The organism is Microbulbifer thermotolerans (genome assembly GCF_900112305.1).
Lineage (GTDB): Bacteria > Pseudomonadota > Gammaproteobacteria > Pseudomonadales > Cellvibrionaceae > Microbulbifer > Microbulbifer thermotolerans.
Window position 1 is genome coordinate 392,900 of the sequence record NZ_FOKT01000004.1, and the last position, 19,926, is coordinate 412,825.

Consider the following 19,926-nt stretch of genomic DNA (forward strand, 5'->3'; position numbering starts at 1 on the left):
CGACCATGAGCGCACAGGAGACAGCCGTGAGCGCAGACAATACAGCCGTAAACACACCGACCATCCTAAAGACGATTGTCGAACGCAAGTGGCAGGAAGTGGCGGAGCGCAAAGCGCGTTGTTCCCTGCAGGAAATGCGCGCGCGGGCGGAAGACCAGCCGCCGGCAAGAGGATTTGTCAGCGCCATAGAAAATAAGTTGGCCTCCGGTGAGGCGGCGGTCATTGCGGAGATTAAAAAAGCCTCGCCCAGCAAAGGGGTGATACGGCCGGACTTTATTCCCGCGGAAATAGCCACAAGCTATGAAAAGGGTGGCGCCGCCTGCCTGTCGGTGCTGACAGATGTGGATTTTTTCCAGGGCAGCGATGTGTATCTACAGCAAGCCAGGAGCGCGGTACGCCTGCCGGTGTTGCGCAAGGACTTCACGGTGGACCCCTATCAAGTGCTCGAGGCCAGGGCCATTGGTGCCGACTGCATACTGCTGATTGCCGCCTGTCTCGAGGATGCGCAGATGCAGGAATTGAATGACTTGGCGCGGGAGCTGGGGCTCGATGTACTGGTGGAGGTGCACAATCGCACTGAGCTGGAGCGCGCCCTGGCACTGCCGAATCGCCTGATCGGTATCAACAACCGCAACCTGCACACATTTGATGTACAACTGGAGACCACTTTCAAACTGCTGGATTTGATCCCTGAAGACCGCATCGTGGTCACCGAAAGTGGCATTCACACCACCGACGATGTGGCGGCTATGCGCGGTCACAATGTGAATTCATTTTTGGTTGGTGAAGCGTTTATGCGGGAGGCGGAACCGGGGCGCAAGCTGATGGAGATGTTTAACTAGGGCGCAAGGATAACAACTTAGCCCTCAGGCTGCCGGGCTCTATAGGGCGATCGCAGGGATCGCCCTTGCTGTGGTGGCGGTAACCTTTAGCGGGTTCCGTAGACCACCATCGTCTTGCCCTTCACCGACACCAGCCCTTGCTCCTCCAGTGTTTTGAGCACCCGGCCGACCATCTCCCGCGAGCAGCCGACGATACGGCCTATTTCCTGGCGGGTGATTTTAATCTGCATGCCTTCGGGATGGGTCATGGCATCCGGCTCGTTGCACAGGTCCAGGAGCGTGCGCGCCACGCGACCGGTGACGTCGAGGAAGGCCAGGTCTCCCACCTTGCGCGTGGTGTTGCGCAGGCGACCGGCCATCTGGGTCGCTAAGGCGAACAGGAATTCCGGGTGCTGACGGGTCAATTCCTGGAATTTGTTGTAGGAGATCTCGGCCACCTCACACTCGGTTTTTGTGCGTACCCAGGCACTGCGGGTGTCCTGATCGAACAGGCCCATTTCGCCGAAAAAGTCGCCGTCATTCAGGTAGGCCACGATCATTTCGCGGCCCTCGTCGTCTTCGATCAGTACGGTCACTGAACCGCGCATTATGAAGTAAAGGGATTCGCAGCGGTCGCCGGCGTAGATGATAGTGCTCTTGGCTGGATAGCGTCGCCGGTGGCAGTGAGCGAGGAAGTCTTCAATATTGCCGATAGTCATAGGGTCTTCGGTAGCAACCGTCACGGATCTACTCCTTATTTATTAATGTGGTGCCGGATCCCAACCGGAAAGCGCAGCAACATGGCGAATTATGGCGCTAAAACTCTGCCCCCAACAGTAGCCGGGTCCGGGAAACTCTCGCAGTGTGACCTGCGACACCTTTGTGGTGCCGGGAATGAAACTTATAGCGGCTGCGGCGCTCAGAGGCAACCGGCGTCTAACACTGTTTTGCTTTCTGTGACGCGGGTCCGCTGTAGTCACTAGGGGAAAAACCTGGGGGGAGCCAGGGGTGGAACGCGGATGTGATAAGCTTCGCGGCTTTATCGTGATGGAATAAAAGGAGTCAGGTGATGCGGGGGACTGTGACCTGGGTAGACGAATTGACCTTTGTTGGCGAGGCCGGCAGTGGCAATTCTGTGGTAATGGAAGGTGGGCGCAAGAACAACGGCATCCGCCCTATGGAGATGATCCTGCTGGGTGTGGGCGGTTGTGCTTCCTATGATGTGGTCACAATTTTGCAGAAAGCACGGCAAAAAGTTGTTTCCTGCCATTGTGAACTCAACGGTGAACGACCGGATACGACACCGGCGCCATTTACCCGTATCGAGATGGAGTTTGTCGTGCGCGGTAGCGGCTTAAAAGAAACGCAGGTGGCGCGGGCAGTGGAGCTGTCGGCGGACAAGTATTGCTCAGCGTCCATTATGCTCCGCAACGCCGGAGTGGAAATTGTGCACAGTTACCGGGTGGAGGAAGTCTGACATCCGCGTGACCTCCCACAGCTGGGGCGGTGGTGCGCCGCCCCGCCAGCTGTGGTAACAACCGCCGCAGTCATCCCGGAAGGTGGCTGCGGCGGTTTCGTTTAGATTCGGTAGCTGGTTGATGTCATCGCCTTGGAGACAAGGGTCATCAGCTTTTTCACCGGTGCCGGGAAACGGGCGCCGCCGGCCTCCAGCGCGGTGTGACCGTGTTTTTCCTCGTCTATCAGCATTTGCTCGACCACAGCACGACTTTTCTTGTCCTGGGCCGGCAGCCGCTCGAGGTGGCTCTGCAGGTGCTTGCAAACCTGCTCCTCGGTGGCAGCTACGAAACCGAGACTGATGCGATCACTGACCTTGCCGGCGGTGGCGCCCAGGGCAAAGGAGAGCCCGTACCAGAGAGGGTTGAGTAGGCTGGGGCGGCTGTCTAGCTCGCGCAGGCGCTGCTCGCACCAGGCCAGGTGGTCTATTTCCTCGTCGGCAGCGCGTTCCATTTCAGATCGCACTTCCGGCAGTTTGGCGGTCAGCGCCTGGCCCTGGTAGAGGGCCTGAGCACACACTTCGCCACTGTGGTTAACCCGCATCAACCCGGCCGCGTGCTTGCGTTCCGCCTCGGACATTTCCGTCTCTTCCTCGGCCGCGGCCGGAGTTTGCCGCCCGCAAATGGGCGCGCCGGGACTCAAGGTTCGCAGGGCGCGGTCCGCTTGTAGCAGTAGATGATCCAGGGCGGTCAGTTTGCGCTCACTCATAATTTGCAGCTCCGTATCTGTACTTAGAGGGATAGCGGTCAGTGGCCTCGCCTGGACAGTGATTACTGGTTTTCCTCCCGCTCCACCGCGCGGAAGCCGATATCCTTGCGGTAGAAGGCGCCGTCCCAGTAAATATTACGCGCGCAGGCGTAGGCGTTGGCCTGCGCGGCGGCGACGGTATCTCCCAGGGCGGTGGCACAGAGTACGCGGCCGCCATTGGTGACTACCCGTTCGCCATCCAGCGCCGTACCGGCGTGGAACACCTTGGTGTCACAGTCGTCGTCCGCGCGATCCAGACCACTGATAGCGTCGCCTTTGCGGTAGCTGCCAGGGTAGCCGTGCGCCGCGAGCACCACTCCCAATGCCGGGCGCGGATCCCACTCGGCCTCTACTTGATCCAGACGCTTGTCCAGGGCAGCTTGACACAATTCCACCAGGTCGGACTTGAGGCGGATCATGATCGGCTGGGTTTCCGGATCGCCGAAGCGGCAGTTGTATTCGATCACCTTGGGTGCGCCCTCCGGGTCTATCATCAGACCGGCATAGAGGAAACCGGTGTAGGGCATGCCCTCGGCGGCGAGCCCTTTAACGGTGGGCTCTATCACTTCGCGCATGATACGTTGATAGACACTGTCGGTAACGACGGGCGCGGGAGAATAGGCGCCCATACCGCCGGTGTTGGGGCCTGTGTCGCCGTCGCCGACGCGCTTGTGGTCCTGGCTGGTGGCCATCGGCAGTATATGTTCGCCGTCCACCATGACGATGAAGCTGGCCTCTTCGCCTTGCAGGAACTCTTCGATCACCACGCGGCAGCCGGCTTCGCCGAAGGCGTTGCCGGACAGCATGTCGCGCACGGCCAGCTCCGCTTGCTCCACCGATTCGGCGACGATGACGCCCTTGCCCGCAGCCAGGCCGTCCGCCTTCACCACAATAGGTGCACCGCGTTCGCGGATGTATTCGATCGCGGGCTCAATCTCAGTAAAGTTGCGGTAGGCGGCGGTGGGAATATTGTGACGCTCGAGAAAGTCCTTGGTGAAGGCTTTTGAGCCCTCCAGTTGTGCCGCAGCCTTGCTGGGGCCAAAGATGGACAGGCCGCGCCCGTTGAAGAAGTCGACGATACCGTCTACCAGCGGCGCCTCGGGGCCTACGATGGTCAGCTCTACGTCGTTTTCCTCGGCGAAATCCGCCAGGGCGGAAAAGTTGTCCACACCGATGGCCACGTTTTGCAGTTTGGGTTCGCGGTCGGTGCCCGCGTTGCCCGGGGCGACGAAAACAGTGTCGACGGCGGGATTCTGCGCCGCCTTCCATGCCAGGGCGTGCTCGCGGCCGCCGGCGCCAATCACCAATATGTTCATGTTCAAATCCCCCTCAGTCGGCCGGTGTAATCCAATAAGTGCGCTATTTTAGCCCGGAATAGGGTGGGCAAGAAAAAGCCGGCCCATTTTGTGCCGGCTTTAATGACCGGTTTGCAGTCGCAACCGGTTGTCAATGGCGGAAATGGCGCATGCCGGTAAAGACCATGGCCATATCGTGCTCGTCCGCGGCAGCGATAACCTCTTCGTCGCGCACCGAGCCGCCCGGTTGAATGACTGCGCGGATACCGGCGGCAGCGGCGTTGTCGATGCCGTCGCGGAAGGGGAAGAAGGCGTCGGAGGCCATAACGGAGCCCGCCACCTCAAGTCCCGCGTGGTCCGCTTTGATCGCCGCGATGCGGGCGGAGTTAACGCGGCTCATCTGGCCCGCGCCGACACCAATGGTGCGGCCGTCGCGACCGTAGACAATTGCGTTGGACTTCACGAACTTGGCGACCTTCCAGGTAAACAACAAGTCGCGGATTTCTTCCTCTGTGGGCTGGCGCTTAGTGACCACTTTGAGATCTGCTTCAGTGACTGCGCCGTCGTCGCGGTCTTGAATCAGCAAACCACCGTTGACGCGCTTGTAGTCCAGCGCCGGCTGGCGGGTTTCACTCCACTGGCCACAGGCAAGCAGGCGTACGTTCTTTTTCTCAGCCACAGCGGCTTTGGCTTCTTCGGAAATGGACGGGGCGATAATCACTTCAACAAACTGACGTTCGACTATGGCTTTTGCAGTGGCGCCATCCAGTTCCCGGTTGAAGGCGATGATACCGCCGAAGGCGGATTCGCTGTCGGTTTCAAAGGCCAGGTTGTAGGCCGCGCCGATGCTGTCGGCGATGGCCACACCGCAGGGGTTGGCGTGCTTGACGATCACGCAGGCCGGTTCGCTGAAGGATTTGACACACTCCAGGGCCGCATCGGTGTCGGCGATATTGTTATAGGAAAGCGCTTTGCCCTGCAATTGAACCGCGGTGGCGATACCGGCTTCCGCCGGCGCAGCTTCCACATAGAAAGCGCTTTTCTGATGGGGGTTTTCACCGTAGCGAAGATCCAGCTTTTTGATGAACTGGCTGTTGAAGGTGCGCGGGAAGGGTTGCTGCTGGCCGTCTTTGAGGGCGCCCAGATAGTTGGCGATGGCGCCGTCGTAGCTGGCCGTGTGTTCGAAGGCTTTGACCGCCAGATCAAAGCGGGTGGCCTGGCTCAGGGCGCCGCTGTTGGCTTTCATTTCCGCAATGATGGTGTCGTAATCCCCGGCATTGACGACGATGGCGACATCCTTGTGGTTCTTGGCCGCCGCGCGGACCATGGTCGGGCCCCCGATATCGATATTTTCGATGGCGTCCGCCAGTGTGCAGTCCGGCTTGGCGACTGTCTGGGCGAAGGGGTAGAGGTTGACCACAACCATATCGATTGGGCTGATACCCTGTTTAGCCATCACGTCGTCGTCGGTGCCGCGGCGACCGAGGATGCCGCCGTGCACCTTCGGGTGCAGGGTCTTTACCCGCCCGTCCATCATCTCGGGAAAACCGGTGTAATCGGAGACTTCCACTACCGGGATACCGGCCTCCTTCAGCTGGCGGTGCGTGCCGCCAGTGGAGAGTATTTCAACGCCCATTTCACTGAGTTGCCGGGCGAAGTCCACGATTCCGCTTTTGTCCGATACGCTGATCAGCGCGCGGCGAATCGCAACCTTGTCAGTCATAGCAGTTAATCCATCCAGGTTACAGAAAAGGGTTCTACCCCCAGTGGGGCGGGGAAATTCTGCTGCTGGCGTCCGCAACTTCGGTGCCTGCGCATCGATGAAGACATCCGGCGGTTGCGGTCTAGGGGAAATCCCGCGTCAGCAAACGGCGAGGGGGGATGAGTGACCTCATCCCCCCTCGCGTTGTTCGGCTACAGTGCCGCGACTAGCTTACAGCAGCCCGTAGCGTTTCAGCTTTTTGCGCAGGGTGCCGCGGTTCAGGCCCAGCAGCTGCGCGGCCCGGGTCTGGTTGTGGCGCGTGTGTTTCATAACCACTTCCAGCATAGGCGCTTCTATTTCGGACAGCACCATATCGTAAACGTCGGTGACCATTTGCCCATCCAGGTGGCGGAAATAGTTTTCCATCGCCTGCTCGACGGCGTCGCGCAGGGATTGCTGCTGCGGCTGCGCCAGTTGAGTCTGTCCCCCGACGGATACCTCTTCGTTGCTAGCATCCGGAATTAGTGCTTCGTTATTCATGCCGCTTGTGCCCCTCTCGTTATTCGGCGTTCAAACCACTGCTGAACGCTGGCATGTTGTGCTTCTGCGCTATCTAATTTGAAAAAGGTCTTGCGAAAGGACTCGCTCCCCGCGAGTGTCTTCAGGTACCAACCCACGTGCTTGCGGGCGATACGGACCCCCATTTCTTCACCGTAGAAACGGTGCAATTCGCCCAAATGGGCGAGCAAAATGTCCCTGATTTCTGCCAGTGAGGGTTCGGGCAGCCGCTCACCGGTGGCGAGATAGTGGTTTATCTCGCGGAAAATCCAAGGCCGTCCCTGTGCTGCACGGCCAATCATCACTGCAGCTGCGCCGGTGTAGTCGAGCACATCCCGGGCCCGTTCCGCACTGGCGATGTCACCATTGGCGAAAACTGGAATTTTCACCGTGGATACAATCTCGGCAATGGTATCGAATTCGGCTTGGCCGTGGTAGCCACAGGCGCGGGTGCGACCGTGTACCGCCAGTGCGGAGACGCCGATGTCTTCGGCCATTTTAGCCACCCGGACCCCGTTGCGAGATGCAGGACACCAGCCCGTGCGGATCTTTAGGGTTACGGGGACAGAGACAGACTGCACTACAGCTTGCAGTATGTCCGCGACCAGTTTCTCGTCCCGCAGTAGGGCGGAGCCCGCCGCCTTTTTGCAAACCTTCTTCGCCGGGCAGCCCATGTTGATATCGATGATCTGAGCGCCGCGCCTGACGTTTTCCCGTGCCGCTTCAGCCATCATATGTGGGTCGCCACCGGCGATCTGCACCGATATTGGCGCCACCTCGCCGGTGTGCTCCAGGCGGAACCGCGACTTGCGGCTGTTCCACAGGCGGGTATCCGCTGTCACCATCTCCGACACCACCAAGCCCGCACCAAGTTTTCGGCACAGCTGGCGGAAAGGGCGGTCGGTAACCCCAGCCATAGGAGCCAAAATTACCGGGTTGTCGATAATGTAAGGACCTATGGCGATGGACACTGTTGCTCCGCTCGGGCGTCAGGGGGCTTTCACAAAATCGGGACCAAATCGCTCCCGGCCGGGTAAAAACAGCGGCCTATGATAGCCGCTGCCCTGGCGTTGGCAAAGCGAAAAAACGCGCAAATTGATTGTGTTGTGCTCGTTTAGCCTGCGGTTTGGTCAATTTTTGCGGGTTCACGCGCCATTTTGTGCTGGTGTTACAGGGCGAGATGCGGCGCTCAAGGGGCAATTTGCAGCTCGTAGTTCACCGCCTCTTTGCCCGGGTCCACGATCTCTATTCCGATGTGGACCGGGCTTCCGCTGGGCATTTGTCGGCGCCCGGCCAGTTCGCCCTGCAAATAGTCTTCGGGTTCGAAAAGTCGGCTCGCGACTGGTTTGTTCTTCAGGTCCCTGAAGCTCAGTAACAGCCGCGGAAAGGGCTGATCGAAGGGCGCCGTGTTGAGCAGAATCGCGTCCACCACCAGGGCGCCCTGAATTTGTGCGTGGCTGCGCACCACCAGATTGGAGGTGTGTATGGCCTGCAGATCCACTTGCGGCGGCAGCTCACAGTCCAGCATTGGACAGACCGCAGCGTAAATGTTTCTCCACGGCTGTCGCTTGCTCAGGCTGTCGAAGCGGAAATAGGCGACCTGCGCCAGGATGCCGGCGGCGAGCAGCAGTGCCAACAGTGTCCAGAGCCAGCCCGGGACACGTCTTTCGCGGTGTGGAGACCAGGCGACTTCCAGAGGTGCGGGTTCTATGGCGGAGATCAGCCGCTCGCGCTCGGAGCCTGCGGCAAAATCGTGAGAGGCCGCACTGGCAGAGGTCTCTTTTGATGTGTTGGGCAGAGGGGTATGCCGCGTTTGTCCACTCAGTGCACTCCGGGGGGGCTTCCGCTCTTCCCGGTTTGTTGGCGGTGGGGTGGAGTCAGGCTTTTGCGGCGCTTGGGGGATTTCATTTGCCCATGGGGTGTCATCCCAATCGTCGTCCAGCAGAACTTCGTTGTCGTCGTCTTCTTCGTCGCCGTCTTCCTGTATCGCACTCGGCGCGGCGGCGATTTCCTGCCATTGGCTATCGCCAAAGGCGTCGTCGATCAGTGGTTGTTCGTCCTCTTCGCGCACCGCGCTCGGGGGCGGCGGGGTTTTGTCGGTGGGCGCTGTCGTCTCTTCTTCATCCTCCAGATCCATATCGTCGTGAATCAGGATGTCGTCGTCCTCAAGCAGCGCCTCCAGGCGTTTGTGTTCAGAGGGAGCGCCTTCGTCGAAGACAATGTTCTCGTCGGCGCGGAATACCTGCAGGCAAGAGCCGCAACGCACTGCGCCGCGGGCTGCGCGCAGTTGCTGCTCATTGACGTGAAACGGTGTGCTGCAATGGGGGCAGCGGGTAACCAGTTGCGACATGCGAGTTGCGTAATTTTTATCGGGGCGCCAAGTGTAGCAGCAGGTTGCGTGACGGCGAACCTTGTTCACCTTGTGTTAGGGAGACTCTGATTCATTGGCTCCTGGACGACAAAGAGACCTATCACCCAAATGAGAAGCTCAGGTGGTGGGATGGATATTTCGAAACCGTCGGATACAAGGACGTATCCGGCGGAGCTACAGGGAAGTACTCGTGCGTTTTCGAAATATCCATCCCATTACCTGAGCGCCCCGGAACCAACGACTGTGCTCAGGTGAATTCATCAGAGGCTCCTTAGGCGCCCGCGAGCCCGTAGCAGCGCTTGTACCGATTTATCGGTGCCTAGCGTACGCGGGTGCCGCTGAGGCGCACCCAGTCTTCATGTAGCCCGTCCGCGTCGAAGTCGATCCACTCCCGGTAGGCCGCTTTAACCTGGTCCGCCTGAGAAGAAAGTATGCCGGACAGGCAGATGCGTCCCCCTATGCGGGTCAATTCGCTCAGTTGCGGCGCCAGTTCCACCAGCGGACCGGCGAGAATGTTGGCTAGTACTATGTCGGCCTTTTCCCGCGGCAGTTGCTCCGGCAGATAGACCGGAAAGCGGGCGGGGTCTATGCCGTTGCGCTCGGCGTTGTCGCGGCTGGCGATTAGGGCTTGCGGGTCTATGTCGGTGCCCGAGGCGCGCGCTGCACCGAGCAGTATGGCGCCTATACCCAGGATGCCGGAGCCGCAGCCGAAGTCGATGACGTTTTTGCCGGTCAGGTTTTCCTGTCCCAGCCACTGCAGGCACAGAAAGGTGGTGGGGTGGGTGCCGGTACCGAAAGCGAGCCCCGGGTCGAGCAACAGGTTGACGGCTTCGGGCTCCGGCGGTTCACACCAGCTGGGACAGATCCACAGTTTGTCCCCGCAGCGGATCGGCTTGTAATGGGACATCCACTCCCGTTCCCAGTCTTTGTCCTCCAGCTGTTCCCAGCGGGCGTTGGGCAGCAGCTCACACAAGTAGGCGGCGGCCTTGGCTTCGGTCACGGCGGTATCTACTTCCGCGTCGAAGAGGCCGGTGACCCGGGTGTGGTCCCACAGCGGCACTTCGCCGAGGCCGGGCTCCAGGATCGGTTGGTCGGCGTTGTCCTGCAGCGTGACGGACACCGCGCCGGCGAAAAGCAGCGCTTCCTCGATTTTTTCAGCGTGTTCGCGATCGGTATCTACACGGAGTTGGAGCCAGGGCATGGTAATTCAGTGGTGAAGGTTGGTTGTGGGTGTCATCGGAACAGGGGCCGGATATTCCTTTCCGGCCCCGCGGCGGAGCTATAGCTCCAGTTTTTTCTCGAGATAGTGGATGTTGACTCCACCCTGGGCGAAGGCCTCGTCGCGCACCAGTTCTTCCTGTAGCGGAATATTGGTTTTGATGCCGTCGACAATCAGTTCCGACAGGGCCACACGCATACGCGCTAGGGCCTCTTGGCGGTCCTCGCCGTGGGTGATGATCTTGGCGATCATGGAATCGTAATTGGCCGGTACTGTGTAACCGGAGTAAAGGTGTGAGTCGACCCGTACACCCAGTCCACCGGGGGTATGGAAGTTGTTGACCTTGCCGGGGCAGGGGAAGAAGGTCTTCGGGTCTTCGGCGTTGATCCTGCACTCAAAAGCGTGGCCCCGGATCGAGATATCCTCTTGCCGGATAGAGAGCTTTTCGCCCGCGCAGACGCGGATTTGTTCTTTAATCAGGTCGACACCGGTGACCATCTCCGTGACCGGGTGCTCCACCTGGATGCGGGTGTTCATTTCAATGAAGTAGAAACGCCCGTCCTCGTAAAGGAATTCGAAGGTGCCCGCGCCGCGATAGCCGATGTCGATGCAGGCCTGTACGCATGATTCCTGTACCTGGCTGCGCACCTCGTCGGGGATGCCAGGGGCTGGCGCCTCCTCCAGAACCTTCTGGTGGCGCCGCTGCAGGGAGCAGTCGCGGTCACCCAGATGGATGGCGTTGCCTTGGCCGTCGGACAACACTTGGATCTCCACGTGGCGTGGGTTCTGCAGGAATTTCTCCATGTACACTGTGCCGTCGCCGAAGGCGGCCTCGGCCTCGGAGCGGGTGACGGAAATGGCGTTCAGAAGGGCTGCCTCTGTGTGTACCACGCGCATGCCGCGCCCGCCACCACCGGCGGCGGCCTTGATGATGACCGGGTAGCCGATCTCGCGGGCGATTGCCAGGCAGCGTTCGCCGTTATCCGGCAGCGGTCCGTTGGAGCCGGGCACCGTGGGAACTCCGGCCTTTTTCATGGCTGCGATGGCGGAAACCTTGTCTCCCATGAGCCGGATCACATCGGGGTCGGGGCCGATAAACGTAAAGCCGCTCTTTTGCACCTGTTCGGCGAAATCGGCGTTTTCCGCCAGAAAGCCGTAGCCGGGGTGCACCGCCTGGGCATCTGTGATTTCCATTGCGGCGATGATTGAGGGGATGTTCAGGTAGCTCTGGGGCGAAGGATTGGGGCCCACGCACACAGACTCGTCGGCGAGGCGCACGTGTTTCAGGTCGCGGTCTACCTGGGAGTGAACGGCCACGGTGGCGATGCCCATCTCCTTGCAGGCGCGCAGTATGCGCAGCGCGATTTCGCCCCGGTTGGCGATCAGTACTTTTTCAAACATGCCGATTCACCCCGCTCAGACGATGGTCACGAGCGGCTGGTCGAACTCTACCGGCTGACCGTTTTCCACCAGAATGGCTTCGATGGTTCCGGCCTTGTCGGCTTCGATCTGGTTCATCATCTTCATCGCTTCGACGATGCAGATCACGTCTCCCACTTTCACCTGCTGGCCGACCTTCACGAAAGGCTCGGCGCCGGGGCTGGGGGCGGCGTAGAAAGTGCCGACCATCGGCGATTTGACCACGTGGCCAGTGATTGCCGGTGCTTCTTCTTGGGTTTCAGCGGCTGCCGGCGCTGGAGTCGGTGCGGGCGCGGCGGCAGGGGCCGCGGGCGCCGCGTAAACGGGAGCCGCCTGGGGGGCACCGCTGACACCGCGGCTGATGCGCACGGACTCTTCTCCTTCCTTGATTTCCAGCTCGCCGATATCCGATTCCTCGAGCAGTTCAATCAGTTTTTTAATCTTGCGGATATCCATAATGTTCACTCACAGTGTTGGTTCGCTATTTGGTCGTTGTGTCCAGTTGAAAAATGGCTGCCTGCAGGGCCAGGGTGTAACTGTGCGCGCCGAAGCCGCACACGACCCCGCGGGCCAGATCGGAAAAATAGGAGTGGCGGCGGAATTCCTCTCTCGCATGGGGGTTGGACAGGTGCAGCTCGATAAACGGTATGGCCACAGCCGCCAGTGCGTCGCGCAGCGCTACGCTGGTATGGGTAAACGCTGCCGGGTTGATCACGATAAAATCCACGCCCTCGTCCCGGGCTGTATGTATGCGCTCGATCAGCGCCGCTTCGCTATTGCTTTGCAGCGTCTGCAGCTGGTGGCCGGCAGCTTCGCACTGGAGGCGCGCCGCCTCGTTGATCTGCGCCAGGGTGGTGGCACCGTAGATTTCCGGCTCACGCGTACCGAGCAAGTTGAGATTGGGGCCGTGCAGCAGGAGAAGTTTTGCCATGGAATGCTCTCAAAAAGGCGCAAAACAGTTAGAAAAAACCGGTGAAAATCTACAATCTTGCGGAAAAACTAAAGATTGCGGATTGTGTGCCCGACAGCCGGGGTGAGTGTGCCGCAAAAGTGACTCTATGTCCATGCCTGCGGCACAGCTTGCTGAAGTTAGCCGCATTTCGGCGGCTTTTCACTGATATTCAGCGCAGAAATATTGCGTTTGTCCTTTTTGCCGGTGGGTCTGGCTACAGTGGCGCACTTCTGCCCTGCTCAACGCATGGAAGTGCCGAGCCCACCTTCGGCGGCCGACTGCAGTTCCGCCAGCAGGCCCTCGCGGGTCAGGATCTGCGGCAGGACTTTTGCCTCGCCTCCACCGGCGGGGAAGAGCAGGTAGAGGGGGACACTGGTGCGGCCGTATTTGGCCAGCAATTCGCTGATTTGTGGATCTTGGTTGGTCCAGTCGCCTTTCAGTGCCACTACCCCCAGTTGCTCCACCGCCGTGACGATTTCGTCGCTGGATAACACCACCTTTTCGTTGGCCAGGCAGGTGATGCACCAGGCGGCGGTCATATTGGCCAGCACCGGGCGTCCTTGGCTGCGCGCTTCTTCCAGTCGTTCGGGCGAATAGGGCTGCCAGTAGCCGCTGGCGGTTTCCGAAGAGGCTTCCACTGTATTCAGTTGCGGCAGAAGACCGACAGCAAAAGCCAGTGCCAGCAGAGCTACCGCGCTTTTACCCCAGCGCCATTTGCTGCCGGCTTCAAGCGCGTGGGGCCATATCCACAGGGCAAAGGCGATGGCCACTGCGCCGGCCAGGACCAGCGCCACGCCGTCGCTGCCGCTCTGGCGACCCAACACCCACAATAGCCACACGGCGGTCAGGTACATCGGGAAGGCGAGGAGTTGTTTTAACTTGTCCATCCAGGGGCCCGGGCGCGGCAGGCGATCCGCCAGGGCCGGAATATAGGTCAGCAACAGAAAGGGTGCCGCCATGCCGGCGCCCAGCGCGGCGAAGACCGCCAGCGCCACCGCCGCCGGTTGAGTGACCGCGAAGCCCAGTGCGGATCCCATCAGCGGTGCCGTGCAGGGACTCGCCACCAGGGTTGCCAGAGCGCCTGTGGCGAAGGAGCCACGCAGCCCGGGGTGTGCGCTGACGCCGCTGCCGAGTCCCATCAGGCGGGTGCCGAACGCGGTCAGGCCGGAGAGGCTGAGCCCCATGGTGAAAAACAGGTAGGCCAGGGCTGCCACCAGCCAGGGGGACTGCAGCTGGAAGCCCCAGCCGACAGCTTCGCCGCCCGCGCGCAGGGTCAGCATCAGTGCCGCGATCAACACAAAGCTCACTACCACGCCAATACTGTAGGCCCAGCCGTGCAGGCGCCGCTGGCCCGCCTGTTGCGAGGTCTGGCTGATTGCCAGCAGCTTGATCGAAAGTACCGGAAAGACGCAGGGCATCAGATTCAGCAGTAGTCCCCCGGCAAAGGCCAGCACCACCGCCAGGGCCAGGGTCATGTCGGTATTGGTGTCCGTACCGCTTGAGGGGGGAATGCTGCTTCGTGCGGTGGGGGCTGTGACCGGTGTGGCGCTCGCTTTTGTAGGATCTAGCTCAAAGTGGCGCACCTGGGGTGGATAGCAGAGACCGGCGTCGGCACAGCCTTGGTAGTGGATTTCCAATTGCAGTGGGCCAGCGCTCTGCACCGCCAGGGGAATTTCCAGCTGCAGCCGGTAGACCTCTGTTTCCTTCTCGAAGTAGTCGTCCCAGATGACTTCGCCCTCGGGCAGGGTCAGGGGCAGTTCTTTCTTGGTGCCGCCGTCAATGTGATACAAGGCCAGCTTGTCCCGGTAGAGGTAGTAGCCTGGCGCTATTTGGAAGATGGTGCTGATGTTGTCGCCGGAGAAGAGGAAGTCCTGCTGGTAGGCTTGGTCAACCGGGAGGAACTCTGCGTCACTCGCGGCCAGGGAGGCAAAAGGGGAATCCGACGCCAATGTGCTGCTCCCTGTGCCGAAAGCCAGCGTTAGGACTGTCAGCAAGGGGAGGAAAATTTTGGAGAAGCGCTTGGTTATCACAGTCATCGGAGTAAAAATTCATTATAGTCTGACGAGAGCCTTTGACTGACGCCGTCGGCAGGGGTTCGGTCGAGCCGGCAGTATAGCGACGGCGGTGTCGCAAAAAAACAACAGTTGGGGGTTGGCTTGTCGTCAATTGACCGTCTTCGCACTTTTAGTTTGTTGTTGGTCCTGTATTTGGGGGGCTGTGTAACCACCAGGCCGCCGATACCATCACCGCGCGCGATACCTTTGCCGGAACCAGAGCCGACAGCACCCTCGCCGGAGGAAATACGCAGGCGCAATGTTGAGTTCTTTCTCGATCGCGCCGAAGAGGCCCTGCACCAGGGGCTTTTGATTTATCCCGCAGGCGCCAGCGCATATGACTATTATCTGCGCGCAAGGCAATTGGATCCGGATAACCGCCGTGCCGCCGGGGGTATACAAGCCATAGTGATCGAATTCGTCGAGCGGGCCCGCAATGCGCTGCGCAAGAGGTCTTTCGGGGAAGTGAACACCTATTTAAGCCGCGCCGAAGAACTGGCACCGGGCAATCCACTGGTGATGGAGGTGCGTGCACAGTTGGCGCGAGAGCTCAGTCGCGCGCGCCAGGATCTGCCCCAGGGCGAGAGCTTGGAACTACCGGTCGGGCAACTGGATGCAAAGTCGGACGCAGTGGTGGCTTTGTTGCACCGCGCCGCGGAGCGCATCCGCAATGATGGATTGCGGGTGATTATCGTGGCACGCACCGATGCAGAGGGGCGCTGGATCTATCAACAATTGCGCGAGGCAGTGCCCGGCTACCGTGTGCGGGGGGATATCAAGCTGGGCAGCCCGCCGCGGTTGCTACTGCAACTTGGTGGAAATACGGAATGAAATCTGGCAGGAGGCGATGATGCGAGGAGTGCACATTTTTCTGTATACCGTGTTTTTTTTGGGCATTGGCGCGTCGGTCTGGGCGCAAACTGTGCGGGTGCAAGGCTACGCCCGTGAAACTTTGCCGGGCGCGGCGATGACCGCGGCCTACCTCTCTTTCCACAACGAGGGCACTGGCGACATGCAATTGCAGTCCGTTGAACTGCCGGATATTGATGGTGCCATGGTGGAGCTGCATACAACTGTGGACGACGACGGTGTCAGCCGCATGCGTCCTCTGGCTTCACTAGTGATTCCCGCCGGTGGCGAAGTGCGTATGGCCCCCGGTGGTACGCACCTGATGTTGCACGGTGTCAAGTTGCGGGCCGGTGAACAATTGCAATTGCGCTTGCACTTTGCCAGCGGCGCGGTACTGGAGGTAGAAGTGCCGGTGCGCGCTCTGCCAGTGGCTGCGCAGCACCATCACCACCACTGAACTTTTACCGCTGACCGGGTACGAATTGAAGCGAAAAAACGCGTGAAAAAACGCAGGAGGATTTGATGAAAAAGCTGTTGTTGCTCCTCGGCGCTTGTGTACTGGCGGCCTGTGCCCACAGTCCACTGCAGATTCAGGTGCACCCACAGGTACAGGTAGTGCCGGAGACCATCGGCGCCGGGTACACTTTGAGTGTGCGCGGTGTCAATCAGCTGCCGGGCGGTGGACTGGGATCCTTAGGCGGCGTCTATGCAGAGACCGCCCGCGTGAGCCTAGCTAACGATGTAGAGGGGGCAATTGCTTCGACCCTGCGCGGTGGTTTCGATAAATGGGCTTTCCGCACGGTCGACGAGGGCGGGGACGTGCAGGTGCTGGCAAAACTGACCGGTCTCAAGTACGACAGCCCCAACAAGTTGTATACCAGCAAGGTGGATACCTCTGCTGAAGTGGAACTGGAAGTGAAGATCGGGGGCGCTACCTATTTCGGCAGCTACCGCTCCAGTGGCGTGGACCGAACGCTGATCAAGCCCAGCCGAGAGGAAGTCGAAGCGCGCATTAACGGCCTCTTGGGGGCGACGTTGCAGCGCGCGTTTGAGGATGAAAAACTGAAAAACTTCTTGCGCACCCATCTGTGAGTGTGTGATTTGCATCGAAACAGCGGGTGGGCAGGGAAGGCACCGTGCACGGAGTATTGTCGCGGACTCGAATAGTGGAGTCGGTGGAATCGCAATATTGCCGCTGCCGTGAGCAAGCGGCTGTTCCCGGTCGGCGCGGTAGGACTACTTAAAGGCGCGAGCTTGCAGCTTTGACTGAGTTTGACCCAAAATCCGTCGAATATCTCGGCCTGCTAACTCAGGTCGATGGTGACCTGATGCCCGGCGCACAAATTAGCCTGCAGGCCGCTGAGGTGGCGCTGGGGGAGATTGCCGACGGAGTGATTGTCACTGACGCCCGCGGCCGAATCACCTATAGCAATCCACTGGTCAGTGAGATGACCGGTGATTTGGTGGGGCTGCTGCCGGGGCAGATGCTCAATGACAGCCTGCAGTTATACGATGCTCAGGGCGTGCCTTTACCGCCAATATTACCGCCGTCCGGAGGGGACGAGGACGCGCCCAGCGTCCGGGAGTTCAGCGCCTGTATACGGCACTCCGGTGAATCGCATAGCCCCTTGGAGGTTAATGTACAAGTGTTGGCTGTGCGCGATGGCGCAGCCCTTAGCAACTTTGTTCTGGTCCTGCGGGACACTTCTGCCGCGCGCCGTATTTCCTCCCGTCTCAGCTGGCAGAACAGCCACGATGCCCTGACCCGGTTGCCCAACCGGCAGTTCTTTGAAATCGAATTGCAGCAGACTTTGTCCCTGTGTGTCGACCGGCGTCAACACCATGTGCTGTTGTACCTGGATGTCTATCAGTTCAAGGTGATCAATGACACTTTGGGCTACAGCGCCGGTGACCAACTGCTCACACAATTGGCGCAGTTGCTGCGCCGTTGCCTGTCGAGTGCCGATCTGCTTGCACGTGTGGGCAGTGACGAGTTCGCGGTATTGCTGCGCGACTGCACCTTGGAAGAGGCGCGCAGGGTGGTGGCGCGGCTGTTGGAGGCGGTAAAGGGTTTTGCCTTTCGCTGGGAGGGTAGTGATAGCCGCGTGGCGTTGTCTGTCGGTGCGGTCACCGTGGACCGCCATGCGCCCAGTGCCACCCAGTTGCTGGCGTCGGTAAACGACGCATGCCGCGTGGCGCGCGACCAAGGCCGCAACCGGGTGAAGTTTTTCGGCGACCCGCGCAAGGTACTGGAAAAGCGTCGCGAAACCACCTGGGTGGCGGAGATTCATGCGGCTTTGCGCGAGGAGCGTTTTTTACTCTACCGCCAGCCGGTGGTGTCGCTTCAGGGCGAGCCGCGGGTGCATCATTACGAGATATTGGTGCGTATGCGCGGTCGGGATGGAGGCTTGATCTCCCCCGGGCTGTTCCTGCCTGCGGCGGAGCGATACGGATTGATCGAGGATGTGGACCGGTGGGTGATTCGCGAAATCTTCTCCTACATGGCGCTGGAGCAGCGCATGGGCATGAGTGGTTTCAACTATGCGATCAATATATCCGGTATCAGTCTGGGGGATGAAACCTTCGCCGACTATGTATTGCGGGAGATGACCGAGAAGGGGGTGGCGCCGTCGCGGGTGCAGTTTGAAATTACGGAAACCAGTGCGATCAACAACCTCGAGCGGGCGCTTATTTTTATCCACAAGTTGCGGGCTGCCGGCTGCAGCTTCGCCTTGGACGATTTTGGGCGCGGTGTTTCCTCTCTGGCCTATCTGCGCCAGCTGCCGGTGGATTACCTGAAGATCGATGGCAGCTTTGTGCGCAATATGATCGAAGACGAGATCGACAGTGCAATGGTCAGCACTATCGATCACTTGGCCAAGCGAATGGGCATAAAAACCATCGCTGAATACGTCGAGACCCCTGAACTGATGGAGCGGTTGCGCCTAATGGGAGTGGACTACGCCCAGGGCTTTGGTATCGCTGCCGCCGCCTGTCTGCCGGAAATCTGTGGAGCGGCCCGGAATCCAGGGGTCGAGGCCCAGGGCGGTTCCTGAGACTCCCGACTAGGGAAACTCTGATTAATTCACGTTCTGGGGGCAGAGATTCTTCGTGGGCGGATGAGAAGCTCAGGTGATAGGGTGGATATTTCGAAACCGTCGGATCAGGGATGTATCCGTCGGAGCTACAGGGAAGTACTTGTGCGCTTTCGAAATATCCATCCTATTGCCTGAGCGCCCCGGAACCCACCGTAGTATCCCCTCGAATTAATCAGAGGTTCCCTAGGCGCCCTCCTCCTTAAACAACCGCCGCCAAAAGTTCGGCGTGTTGCTCCGCCCGCAACCGTGGTCCGTACTGACTCACTACCTGAGCCGCCGCCCGGCAGGCGAGTTCTCCCGCTTCGGCGAAGGGCATATCGCGGTTGATACCATAGAGGAAGGCGCCGGCAAACATATCCCCGGCGCCGTTGGTATCTATTGCGTGTACCTTGGGGCTGGAAACCCGGTGCTGCCGCTCGCCATCCCAAAGCAGGGCGCCTTCGGCGCCTAGGGTAATGGCAAAGCTGCGGCAGTGGCGCTGCAGCGCCGCGGCCGCGTCGTCGAGGGAATTGGTTTCGGTAAAGCCCAGTGCTTCGTCGCGGTTACAAAAGAGCATATCCACGCCGTCGCCAATCATTTCCCCCAGCCCGTCCCGGAACAGCTGTACCATGGCCGGATCGGAGAGGCTGAGCGCCGTTTTTACCCCGGCTTTCTCCGCCTGCTCGCGCAGGGCGATAGCGGCGGCTCGACCGGTTTCCGATGACACCAGATAGCCTTCGATATAGGCCCAGCGGGAGGCGGCCAGAGCATGGATGTCCAGCTCTGTTGTCGACAGTTGTTCGCTGATGCCCAGGTAAGTATTCATGCTGCGCTCGGCGTCTGGAGTGACCAGAACAAGACATTTTCCGGTAGTGCCCGGGACCGCTTCATCCAGTGCGTCCGGGTAGTCGACGCCGGCACTGGCGAGGTTGGCGAGATAAAAGTCTCCGTTGTCGTCCGCTGCCACTTTGCAGGAATAGAAAGTGCGCAGACCGAAATAGCTGGCGGCGATTACCGTATTGGCGCCGGAACCGCCACAGGCTCGGGTGGCGGTTACCAGGTGATCCTCCAGATCCGCTACCAGCTGCCGCTGGCGCGCATCGTCCACCAGGGTCATGACCCCCTTCTCAACGCCGAGCTTCTGCAGATCCTTGTCTGTGACTTCGATTTCCGTGTCGAGCAAGGCTGCGCCTATGCCGTAGAGGTCGTACTGGTGCATATTCGTCCTTTTCGGAGCTGATTGAGTAAATAACCGGCGCATTATCGCCGCCCTCAGGGCAAGTGCAAGGTGGCGAGTTTGACTTGTGTTGCGCAAGCCTTATAAAGGGCCGGCCCAGAAGTGCTGCT

The 19,926-nt window shown here is 59.9% G+C and carries 19 protein-coding genes; 6 read left to right on the forward strand and 13 right to left on the reverse strand.

Translation table 11 applies throughout. The features are described 5' to 3' along the window. Positions 1 to 26 precede the first annotated feature (26 nt). Entirely contained in the window at positions 27 to 842 is an 816-nt protein-coding gene (trpC, locus tag BM155_RS08650) for an indole-3-glycerol phosphate synthase TrpC (protein ID WP_254773156.1), read from the forward strand. 86 nt (positions 843 to 928) lie between these two features. Here the strand turns inward: trpC and crp are convergent, their stop codons facing one another. Next, the gene (gene crp, locus BM155_RS08655; RefSeq protein ID WP_074902458.1) at positions 929 to 1,564 is read right to left on the reverse strand and encodes a cAMP-activated global transcriptional regulator CRP; all 636 of its coding nucleotides are present in this window, start codon (positions 1,562 to 1,564) and stop codon (positions 929 to 931) included. A gap of 326 nt (positions 1,565 to 1,890) precedes the next feature. Here crp and BM155_RS08660 point away from each other — a divergent pair, with 326 nt between their 5' ends. Next, positions 1,891 to 2,298, forward strand: a complete 408-nt coding sequence (locus BM155_RS08660) for an OsmC family protein (RefSeq protein WP_067150856.1) — start codon at positions 1,891 to 1,893, stop codon at positions 2,296 to 2,298. Positions 2,299 to 2,399: 101 nt separating this feature from the next. On the opposite strand, the gene coq7 is transcribed toward BM155_RS08660, so the two are convergent. The 11 genes from coq7 to BM155_RS08715 form a co-directional block, all read right to left on the reverse strand. Next, positions 2,400 to 3,044, reverse strand: coding sequence for a 2-polyprenyl-3-methyl-6-methoxy-1,4-benzoquinone monooxygenase (gene coq7, locus BM155_RS08665; protein ID WP_217641473.1), 645 nt, complete (start codon positions 3,042 to 3,044; stop codon positions 2,400 to 2,402). Between the two features lie 62 nt (positions 3,045 to 3,106). Next, on the reverse strand, positions 3,107 to 4,399 hold the full coding sequence (gene purD, locus BM155_RS08670; RefSeq protein ID WP_067150862.1) for a phosphoribosylamine--glycine ligase: 1,293 nt from the start codon (positions 4,397 to 4,399) through the stop codon (positions 3,107 to 3,109). A 130-nt stretch (positions 4,400 to 4,529) separates the two neighbouring features. After that, positions 4,530 to 6,101 (reverse strand): bifunctional phosphoribosylaminoimidazolecarboxamide formyltransferase/IMP cyclohydrolase, encoded by a 1,572-nt coding sequence (gene purH, locus BM155_RS08675; RefSeq protein ID WP_067150865.1) that lies wholly within the window; start codon positions 6,099 to 6,101, stop codon positions 4,530 to 4,532. A gap of 210 nt (positions 6,102 to 6,311) precedes the next feature. After that, the gene (gene fis, locus BM155_RS08680; RefSeq protein WP_067150868.1) at positions 6,312 to 6,620 is read right to left on the reverse strand and encodes a DNA-binding transcriptional regulator Fis; all 309 of its coding nucleotides are present in this window, start codon (positions 6,618 to 6,620) and stop codon (positions 6,312 to 6,314) included. Beyond that, on the reverse strand, positions 6,617 to 7,609 hold the full coding sequence (gene dusB, locus BM155_RS08685; RefSeq protein ID WP_074902463.1) for a tRNA dihydrouridine synthase DusB: 993 nt from the start codon (positions 7,607 to 7,609) through the stop codon (positions 6,617 to 6,619). Before dusB ends, fis begins: the two co-directional genes overlap by 4 nt. 218 nt (positions 7,610 to 7,827) lie before the next feature. Next, complete coding sequence (locus BM155_RS08690; RefSeq protein ID WP_067150871.1) at positions 7,828 to 8,988, reverse strand: DUF3426 domain-containing protein; 1,161 nt, start codon at positions 8,986 to 8,988, stop codon at positions 7,828 to 7,830. 340 nt (positions 8,989 to 9,328) lie between these two features. Further along, positions 9,329 to 10,210, reverse strand: a complete 882-nt coding sequence (gene prmA / locus BM155_RS08695; RefSeq protein WP_067150874.1) for a 50S ribosomal protein L11 methyltransferase — start codon at positions 10,208 to 10,210, stop codon at positions 9,329 to 9,331. A 78-nt stretch (positions 10,211 to 10,288) separates the two neighbouring features. After that, on the reverse strand, positions 10,289 to 11,629 hold the full coding sequence (gene accC, locus BM155_RS08700) for an acetyl-CoA carboxylase biotin carboxylase subunit (protein ID WP_067150877.1): 1,341 nt from the start codon (positions 11,627 to 11,629) through the stop codon (positions 10,289 to 10,291). Between the two features lie 15 nt (positions 11,630 to 11,644). Next, positions 11,645 to 12,103 carry an acetyl-CoA carboxylase biotin carboxyl carrier protein gene (gene accB, locus BM155_RS08705; RefSeq protein ID WP_067150880.1) on the reverse strand — a complete coding sequence of 153 codons (459 nt, stop codon included), beginning with the start codon at positions 12,101 to 12,103 and terminating at the stop codon, positions 11,645 to 11,647. Between the two features lie 25 nt (positions 12,104 to 12,128). Beyond that, a complete protein-coding gene (gene aroQ, locus BM155_RS08710) occupies positions 12,129 to 12,578 on the reverse strand; it encodes a type II 3-dehydroquinate dehydratase (RefSeq protein WP_067150883.1) in 450 nt (149 codons plus the stop codon). A gap of 260 nt (positions 12,579 to 12,838) precedes the next feature. After that, on the reverse strand, positions 12,839 to 14,635 hold the full coding sequence (locus BM155_RS08715) for a protein-disulfide reductase DsbD family protein (protein WP_074902467.1): 1,797 nt from the start codon (positions 14,633 to 14,635) through the stop codon (positions 12,839 to 12,841). A 225-nt stretch (positions 14,636 to 14,860) separates the two neighbouring features. Here BM155_RS08715 and BM155_RS08720 point away from each other — a divergent pair, with 225 nt between their 5' ends. The 4 genes from BM155_RS08720 to BM155_RS08735 all read left to right on the forward strand — a co-directional run bounded on the left by BM155_RS08720 (position 14,861) and on the right by BM155_RS08735 (position 18,558). Beyond that, a complete protein-coding gene (locus BM155_RS08720) occupies positions 14,861 to 15,484 on the forward strand; it encodes an N-acetylglucosaminyltransferase (protein ID WP_231902435.1) in 624 nt (207 codons plus the stop codon). 19 nt (positions 15,485 to 15,503) lie between these two features. Beyond that, positions 15,504 to 15,959 carry a copper chaperone PCu(A)C gene (locus tag BM155_RS08725; RefSeq protein WP_067150893.1) on the forward strand — a complete coding sequence of 152 codons (456 nt, stop codon included), beginning with the start codon at positions 15,504 to 15,506 and terminating at the stop codon, positions 15,957 to 15,959. Positions 15,960 to 16,024: 65 nt separating this feature from the next. Beyond that, a complete protein-coding gene (locus BM155_RS08730; protein WP_074902474.1) occupies positions 16,025 to 16,594 on the forward strand; it encodes a YajG family lipoprotein in 570 nt (189 codons plus the stop codon). Between the two features lie 170 nt (positions 16,595 to 16,764). Further along, positions 16,765 to 18,558: an EAL domain-containing protein gene (locus tag BM155_RS08735; protein ID WP_074902477.1), complete on the forward strand. Its 1,794-nt coding sequence runs from the start codon at positions 16,765 to 16,767 to the stop codon at positions 18,556 to 18,558. A gap of 241 nt (positions 18,559 to 18,799) precedes the next feature. Here the strand turns inward: BM155_RS08735 and BM155_RS08740 are convergent, their stop codons facing one another. Further along, a complete protein-coding gene (locus tag BM155_RS08740; RefSeq protein ID WP_067150902.1) occupies positions 18,800 to 19,798 on the reverse strand; it encodes an adenosine kinase in 999 nt (332 codons plus the stop codon). Positions 19,799 to 19,926: the final 128 nt, after the last annotated feature.

Bases quoted from the DNA above. Each gene is read 5' to 3' on its own strand.
- accC (WP_067150877.1), bottom strand. From the start codon at position 11,629: ATGTTTGAAAAAGTACTGATCGCCAACCGGGGCGAAATCGCGCTGCGC.
- BM155_RS08660 (WP_067150856.1), top strand. From the start codon at position 1,891: ATGCGGGGGACTGTGACCTGGGTAGACGAATTGACCTTTGTTGGCGAG.
- BM155_RS08725 (WP_067150893.1), top strand. From the start codon at position 15,504: ATGCGAGGAGTGCACATTTTTCTGTATACCGTGTTTTTTTTGGGCATT.
- prmA (WP_067150874.1), bottom strand. From the start codon at position 10,210: ATGCCCTGGCTCCAACTCCGTGTAGATACCGATCGCGAACACGCTGAA.
- purD (WP_067150862.1), bottom strand. From the start codon at position 4,399: ATGAACATATTGGTGATTGGCGCCGGCGGCCGCGAGCACGCCCTGGCA.
- BM155_RS08690 (WP_067150871.1), bottom strand. From the start codon at position 8,988: ATGTCGCAACTGGTTACCCGCTGCCCCCATTGCAGCACACCGTTTCAC.
- purH (WP_067150865.1), bottom strand. From the start codon at position 6,101: ATGACTGACAAGGTTGCGATTCGCCGCGCGCTGATCAGCGTATCGGAC.
- BM155_RS08730 (WP_074902474.1), top strand. From the start codon at position 16,025: ATGAAAAAGCTGTTGTTGCTCCTCGGCGCTTGTGTACTGGCGGCCTGT.
- accB (WP_067150880.1), bottom strand. From the start codon at position 12,103: ATGGATATCCGCAAGATTAAAAAACTGATTGAACTGCTCGAGGAATCG.
- aroQ (WP_067150883.1), bottom strand. From the start codon at position 12,578: ATGGCAAAACTTCTCCTGCTGCACGGCCCCAATCTCAACTTGCTCGGT.
- coq7 (WP_217641473.1), bottom strand. From the start codon at position 3,044: ATGAGTGAGCGCAAACTGACCGCCCTGGATCATCTACTGCTACAAGCG.
- BM155_RS08715 (WP_074902467.1), bottom strand. From the start codon at position 14,635: ATGACTGTGATAACCAAGCGCTTCTCCAAAATTTTCCTCCCCTTGCTG.
- BM155_RS08740 (WP_067150902.1), bottom strand. From the start codon at position 19,798: ATGCACCAGTACGACCTCTACGGCATAGGCGCAGCCTTGCTCGACACG.
- fis (WP_067150868.1), bottom strand. From the start codon at position 6,620: ATGAATAACGAAGCACTAATTCCGGATGCTAGCAACGAAGAGGTATCC.